Source organism: Parasphingorhabdus sp. (genome assembly GCF_036964675.1).
Classification (GTDB): Bacteria; Pseudomonadota; Alphaproteobacteria; order Sphingomonadales; family Sphingomonadaceae; genus Parasphingorhabdus.
On record NZ_JBALTF010000014.1, the window covers coordinates 37,496 to 44,021 of the forward strand.

7 protein-coding genes are annotated in these 6,526 nt (G+C 57.8%); 5 read left to right on the top strand and 2 right to left on the bottom strand.

The window, feature by feature from the left end; genetic code table 11:
• Positions 1–89: 89 nt before the first annotated feature.
• Both V7665_RS04425 and V7665_RS04430 read right to left on the bottom strand, forming a co-directional pair.
• Positions 90–686 (bottom strand): hypothetical protein, encoded by a 597-nt coding sequence (locus V7665_RS04425; protein ID WP_335663326.1) that lies wholly within the window; start codon positions 684–686, stop codon positions 90–92.
• A 124-nt stretch (positions 687–810) separates the two neighbouring features.
• Entirely contained in the window at positions 811–2,238 is a 1,428-nt protein-coding gene (locus V7665_RS04430) for a sigma-54-dependent transcriptional regulator (protein ID WP_335663327.1), read from the bottom strand.
• A 168-nt stretch (positions 2,239–2,406) separates the two neighbouring features.
• Between V7665_RS04430 and V7665_RS04435 the strand changes: the two genes are divergently transcribed.
• From V7665_RS04435 to V7665_RS04455, 5 genes are all read left to right on the top strand, one after another.
• Positions 2,407–2,529: an aa3-type cytochrome c oxidase subunit IV gene (locus tag V7665_RS04435; protein WP_335663328.1), complete on the top strand. Its 123-nt coding sequence runs from the start codon at positions 2,407–2,409 to the stop codon at positions 2,527–2,529.
• A 16-nt stretch (positions 2,530–2,545) separates the two neighbouring features.
• On the top strand, positions 2,546–3,676 hold the full coding sequence (locus tag V7665_RS04440) for a Re/Si-specific NAD(P)(+) transhydrogenase subunit alpha (RefSeq protein ID WP_335663329.1): 1,131 nt from the start codon (positions 2,546–2,548) through the stop codon (positions 3,674–3,676).
• Between the two features lie 10 nt (positions 3,677–3,686).
• Positions 3,687–3,983, top strand: coding sequence for an NAD(P) transhydrogenase subunit alpha (locus V7665_RS04445; RefSeq protein ID WP_335663330.1), 297 nt, complete (start codon positions 3,687–3,689; stop codon positions 3,981–3,983).
• A gap of 107 nt (positions 3,984–4,090) precedes the next feature.
• Positions 4,091–5,539: an NAD(P)(+) transhydrogenase (Re/Si-specific) subunit beta gene (locus tag V7665_RS04450; protein ID WP_335663331.1), complete on the top strand. Its 1,449-nt coding sequence runs from the start codon at positions 4,091–4,093 to the stop codon at positions 5,537–5,539.
• Between the two features lie 48 nt (positions 5,540–5,587).
• Positions 5,588–6,283: an aspartate/glutamate racemase family protein gene (locus tag V7665_RS04455; protein ID WP_335663332.1), complete on the top strand. Its 696-nt coding sequence runs from the start codon at positions 5,588–5,590 to the stop codon at positions 6,281–6,283.
• Positions 6,284–6,526 lie beyond the last annotated feature (243 nt).

Genomic DNA, 6,526 nt, shown 5'->3' on the forward strand with positions numbered 1-6,526 from the left:
ATGACGATGACGGAGATAGCGGCTGGAACGGCCCGATGCCCAGCTTCCTGGACGCCAAGCTCAACCGATAGACTGCGACTAAACTGCCGCTATTGAAGGGTCAGGCTATCCAATATCGCTGAGGCCAGTGGGTCCGTCGATTTGGATTGGTCGGCGGCATAGGTGATTTCTGCCCGTACCATCGTGCCATCGGGCTTGCGGAGCAGCCGCTGGCTTGATTTCAGACCATTGGTCAAAACCCCCGAGGCGCGATATTCATTCTTGCCGACGGTAGCGCCCTCCATGGCATCGGTACCATCCTCGACTGTTTGAACGGCCTTGCTCCAGGCAGCGTCCTCGCGATTTTCTACCCAGCTTACCGACAGCTTTGTACCGCTTACCGTCTCGGTGTATACTCGGCCATTGTCATCGCTGGCTGTCGCATCAACCGTCCAGCCACTGGGCACCATGATCGTGTAACCGCGCAAAGCATTGGCGTAGCTCTCCATGCTGGTGAGGTCGATCGCGCTTTGCGCGCCATCGCCATCTGTCGCGGCCGCTTCGTCACGGATCGCCTGGCTCGCGGCATCCGCTTGCCGCGCGAGTTCTTCGCTCGACGGCACATCGCCGACCGCTTCCTGTTTTCCGCAGGCCGAAAGGAGCAGTGCTAGCGTCAGAGCGGCACCGAATGGACGAATTGGAAGCATGTTTTTCATATCGCCCAGACTTAAGACCAGCGAGACGAAACATCAATGGTGATGTTGGATTTGGGTTGGATTTGACGCTGTTGGATATGGCCGAAAATGTCAAATCCAACAGCAGGCGGCGAAATTATGCTGCGTTATCAATGCCCAGATCGGCTAATTTGCGATAGAGAGTCGAGCGTCCGATGCCCAGACGCCGCGCGACTTCGGTCATCCGGCCGCGATAATGGCCAATGGCGAGGCGGATCACATCGGCTTCGATTTCTTCCAGCGGCCGCAAATTGCCATCTTCGCAATAGAGCGTGATGCCAATGCCCTCCGGACTGTTCATCAGATGCGGCTCCAGATCCCCGGATTCGGCGACAAAGGAGGCAATCTGCGGAAATTCTTCGCAGCTCAGGGCATTGTGGTCGCACATCACGGCGGCCCGGAACAATACGCTCTGCAGCTGGCGGACATTGCCCGGCCAGCGATAGCTGCGCAACAGGCTCAGCGCTTCGTCGGTAATGCCAAGGCTGCGGAGGCCGGGCTGGAGCGCGAGGCGAGCCAGAAAATGCCGCGCCAGTGCAGGGATGTCGCCGGTCCGGTCACGCAGCGGCGGAATGGTCAGCTGCACGACATTCATCTGATAATAGAGATCTTCGCGGAAATTTTCTTTTTCGACTTCCCGCTGCAGCTTGCGATTGGTTGCGGCGATGATCCGGACGTCGAGCTGGAAACTGTTCGGGCTGCCCAGAGGCTGGATATCGGAATGTTTCAGGAAGCGGAGCAGACGGACCTGGGTTTCCGGCGGAATCCGGTCGACCTCGTCGAGGAAAATCGTCCCGCCTTCGGCCTGCTGGAGCAGGCCAATCTTGCGGTCAAAAGCACCGGTAAAAGCGCCCTTTTCATGACCAAAAAGGATCGAATCGAGCAGATTTCCGGTAATTGCGCCGCAATTGAGCTTCAACATCGGCAATTTTGATCGCGGACTGGCGGCGTGGATGGCGTCGGCAATGACTTCCTTGCCAACCCCGCCTTCGCCTTCGATCAGTACCGGAACCCGGGCGCGGGCAGCCTTGGCAGCGATTGCCAGTGCTGCGCGGAAGGCAGGGGCCGCTCCGACAATTTCTTCAAATTCGAGCGGCACCGATATTTTTTCGGTGAGCGGGCGCAGTTCGCCGGCATCCCGCGCGGATATGACGGCGGCGTCGAGCGCCTTGAGCATCAGTTCGGGGGCAACCGGCTTGATCAGATAGTCGGTGGCTCCGGCGCGCACGGCATCGACCGCTTCGGCAATCGATCCGACCGCTGTCAGCATCAGGATCGGCAAGGCGGGACGGCGGGCTTTCAGTTCGGTGATCAGTTCGGTGGCTTCGGAGCCCGGCACCCAATGGTCGAGAATGATCGCGTCGAGCATCATTCCGTCCTGTGTACCGAGCGTCGCAATCGCGGTTTCCGCGTCGCGGGCATAGATCGTGCGGAATCCCGCCCGCGAGGCCAACGCCGAAATCAACCGGCATTGCGCCGGCTCATCATCGATCAGCAGCAGTAATTTTGTGCCGTTTTGTGCCATTTTTGTCCCGATTGTCCCACAATGAACCATTTTCATAGCGGCAACCGGTAAAGAGCCGATTAAGGGACGGATAAATATTCTATCCAAAATGACGGTGGGTAGGACTTGAGCAGTCGCTAATATAAGGTTACACCTCGCTCCACTTTGGAACGAAAAAATGGGGAAATCATGACATCGAATAACAATTTGGGCAGCGCCCAGGAAACCTACGCCAGCTTTCTCTCGATGCTGAAAGTAGGCACAGTCCTAACCGCCATGGTGGCCATATTGGTGGTTATACTCATTTCCTAACGGATTGGAATCTAGTGTGAAAATTGCGGTATTGAAGGAGCTCGCCGACGGCGAAGCGCGCGTCAGCGCGTCGCCCGAAACGGTCAAGAAGTTCATTGCTCTCGGCGCCACCATGGCTGTCGAAAAGGGTGCGGGCGAATCTGCTGCGGTTGCTGACACAGATTATCAGGACATGGGGGCGACAGTCGGAACCCGCGCTGCCGTCCTCAAGGACGCCGATATCGTGCTGGCCGTGCAGGGACCGGATCCAAAATCGATCAAGGGCATAAAGAAAGGCGCGTGGCTGGTTGCCAGCCTCAATCCTTATGGCGAGCGCGAGCGGGTTGACGAATATGCCAAGCTCGGCATTGACGCACTGGCGATGGAATTCATGCCGCGGATCACCCGCGCGCAATCGATGGACATACTCTCGTCGCAATCCAATCTGTCCGGTTACAAGGCCGTGCTGCTGGCGGCGAATGAATATGGCCGGGTGTTTCCGATGATGATGACTGCAGCTGGCACGGTTTCTGCCGCGCGCTGTTTTGTCATGGGTGTCGGTGTCGCCGGTCTGCAGGCTATTGCCACCGCAAGGCGACTGGGCGCACAGGTCAGCGCGACCGATGTGCGTAGCGCCACCAAGGAGCAGATCCAGTCGCTCGGCGCCAAGCCGATTTTCGTTGAATCGGTCGAAGGCATCGAGGGCGAAGGCTCCGGCGGCTATGCCACCGAGATGAGCGAGGAATATCAGAAGGCCCAGGCGGAACTGGTCTCTTCCCATATCGCCAAACAGGATATCGTCATCACCACCGCGCTGATCCCCGGACGCGCGGCGCCGCGGCTGATCTCGGACGCGCAGATTGCGACGATGCGGACCGGCAGCGTGATTGTCGATCTGGCGGCGGAACAAGGCGGCAATGTCGAAGGCGCTGTTGCCGGCAAAGTGGTCGTGAAACATGGCGTCAAGATCATCGGTGCGAGCAATATCGCGGCGATGATGGCAGCGGACAGTTCGGCGCTGTTTTCCCGCAATCTCTTTAATTTCCTCAGCGCTTATTGGGATGAAGAGGCCAAACGGCCGGTACTGCCCGATGATGATGAAGTGACGATTGGCATACGGCTTACCAAGGATGGTAAGGTTGTGAATGAGCGCCTTCTGGCGAACTAGGGGGTTAGCGATGGACTTTATATCAATTCTTTCAATCTTCGTGATGGCCTGTTTTGTCGGCTATTATGTCGTCTGGTCGGTGACCCCGGCTTTGCACACGCCGCTGATGGCGGTGACCAATGCGATCTCCTCGGTGATCATTGTCGGGGCGCTGATTGCAGCGGCGGCGGGATCGCAGGCGGATGGTGGTCAGACCGCCAAATGGCTGGGTCTGGTTGGCGTGGTGCTGGCGAGCGTGAATATTTTTGGCGGCTTTGCCGTGACCGAGCGGATGCTCGCGATGTACAAGAAGAGGGAGCGCAAATAATGGGTGCTTCTGTGCATAACGAGCCATGTCGCCCCAACGCAGGCTGGGGCCTAAGCCAAGGCCGCCGTGTCGTATCGAGATTGGGTTGGATCCCAGCCTTCGCTGGGATGACGGTTTTCGCCGCTTCTCCCGCGCTTGCCTCCTCTGGTGAACCGGTGAATCCCTGGGTTGCCACGGCCTATCTGATTGCAGGCATATTGTTCATTTTCGCATTGCGCGGCCTGTCGTCGCCCGAATCCAGCCGGAAGGGCAACCGTTTCGGGATGGCCGGGATGCTGATCGCCGTGGTCACGACGCTATGGACTCACAGCATTGCCAGCCTGCCGGAAATCGCCGTCGCCATCGCCATTGGTGGCGCGATCGGTTTTGTCACCGCGCGCCGCATTGCGATGACCGATATGCCGCAGCTGGTCGCCGCTTTCCACAGCCTCGTCGGCATGGCCGCTGTGCTGGTCGGGATCGCTGCCTATCTCAATCCCGGTGCCTTTGGCATTTTGGATGCGACCGGTGAAATATTGACGGTCAGCCGCGTCGAACTGGGCCTTGGTGTCGCCATTGGTGCGATTACCTTCTCCGGTTCGGTGATCGCTTTTCTGAAACTCAACGGCAATATGTCGGGCGCACCGATCATGCTGCCGCTGCGCCATGTCCTCAATCTTGGCGTGCTCGCCGGGATCATCGGATTGACCGCTTATTTTGCGATTGCGCCAACCATTGGCACAGGTCCAATATTCTGGACCATCGTCGGGCTCAGCTTCCTGATCGGGTTCCTGCTGATCATCCCGATCGGTGGCGCCGACATGCCGGTGGTGGTGTCGATGCTGAACAGCTATTCCGGCTGGGCGGCTGCAGCGATGGGCTTTACCCTTGGCAATACCGCAATGATCATCACCGGCGCGCTGGTTGGTTCGTCCGGTGCTATCCTGTCCTATATCATGTGCAAGGCGATGAATCGCAGCTTCATCAGTGTGATCGCTGGCGGATTTGGTACGGACAGCGGGCCGAGCGACGGCGCCGCCAAGACTGACCGGCCGTGGAAACGCGGTTCGGCTGAAGATGCGGCCTATATGATGAAGCAGGCCGAAAGCGTGATCATCATACCGGGCTATGGCATGGCAGTGGCGCAGGCGCAGCATGCGTTGCGCGAAATGGGTGATATGCTGAAAGCAGAAGGCGTCAGCGTCAAATATGCGATCCACCCGGTCGCCGGCCGGATGCCGGGCCATATGAACGTGCTGCTGGCCGAGGCCAATGTGCCTTATGACGAAGTCTTCGAGCTCGAGGATATCAACAGCGAATTCGCCCAGGCCGATGTTGCGTTCATCATTGGTGCCAATGACGTGGTCAATCCGGCAGCGAAAACCGATAAAAGCTCGCCGATTTACGGCATGCCGGTGTTCGATGTCGAAAAGGCCAAGACGATATTCTTCGTCAAGCGCTCGATGGGCGGTGTCGGCTATGCCGGGGTCGACAATGAGGTCTTTTATATGGACCAGACAATGATGTTACTTTCCGATGCGAAGAAAATGTGCGAGGAAATTGTAAAGGCGCTTTAGACGCCGGCTTCGTATATTTCAGGGTATATTTCAGGGATTGTAACTTTAATGCGGAAAATTGGCCTGATTGGCGGCATGAGTTGGGTATCGACCGCCAGCTATTACACGCGGATCAACAGCGTAGTGCAAAAGCGGCTTGGCGGCTTTGCCAGCCCGCACATGCTGATCGAGAGCGTCAATTTCAGCGATTATGCCCGGTTGCAGTCGGATGATGACTGGGATGCGGCGGCGGGTCTGATGACCCGGTCGGCCAAGCGGCTGGAGCATAGCGGTGCAACCGCCGTGCTGATCTGCTCCAACGCGATGCACAAAATCTATGATCAGGTGCAACCGGAAGTGGGTGTGCCGATCCTTCACATTGCCGATTGTGTCGGCGACAAGATGATCGCTGACGGCATAAAGTCGGCGACTTTGATTGGTTCCCGCAATGTGATGACCGAGGGATTTTATCGCAAACGTCTGGTCGGCAAGGGGATTGTCCTGACCCCACCGGATGAAGAGCGGGTCGAGGAGATCGACCGGATCATCTATGAGGAGCTGATGTTCAATCAGGCCAAGCGCGAGTCCGAACGGACGATGAAAACCTATATCACCAATATCGCCAAGGGTGATGTCGAGGCGGTGGTGCTGGGCTCTACCGAACTGGACCTGATCATCGATACCAAGGCCAATATCCTGCCGATCTACGACAGTACCGAAATTCATGCCGACGCTGCGATCGAATGGGTTTTGGCGGACGGCTGACGCCGTCAATCTACTGACATTCATGTCAATGCTCTAGGCAGCAACGGCATTTTCCGGCATTATCTCTGTTTCTTGGAGGAGAGAGATATGATCCGCAGTTTACTGTTCGCCACCGCGCTGTGCCTGAGCGCCCCTTCACTCGCAAAAACCGTTACCGTCGCGCCCGGCGCCGATGCCCAGGAACGGCTTCAGGAAGCCCTGATCCTCGCCGAGCCGGGCGATGTCGTGGCACTGGGAGCCGGC

Excerpts from the sequence above, each read along its gene's own strand:
- V7665_RS04425 (WP_335663326.1), bottom strand. The coding sequence starts at position 686 with ATGCTTCCAATTCGTCCATTCGGTGCCGCTCTGACGCTAGCACTGCTC.
- V7665_RS04430 (WP_335663327.1), bottom strand. The coding sequence starts at position 2,238 with ATGGCACAAAACGGCACAAAATTACTGCTGCTGATCGATGATGAGCCG.
- V7665_RS04435 (WP_335663328.1), top strand. The coding sequence starts at position 2,407 with ATGACATCGAATAACAATTTGGGCAGCGCCCAGGAAACCTACGCCAGC.
- V7665_RS04445 (WP_335663330.1), top strand. The coding sequence starts at position 3,687 with ATGGACTTTATATCAATTCTTTCAATCTTCGTGATGGCCTGTTTTGTC.
- V7665_RS04450 (WP_335663331.1), top strand. The coding sequence starts at position 4,091 with ATGACGGTTTTCGCCGCTTCTCCCGCGCTTGCCTCCTCTGGTGAACCG.
- V7665_RS04455 (WP_335663332.1), top strand. The coding sequence starts at position 5,588 with ATGCGGAAAATTGGCCTGATTGGCGGCATGAGTTGGGTATCGACCGCC.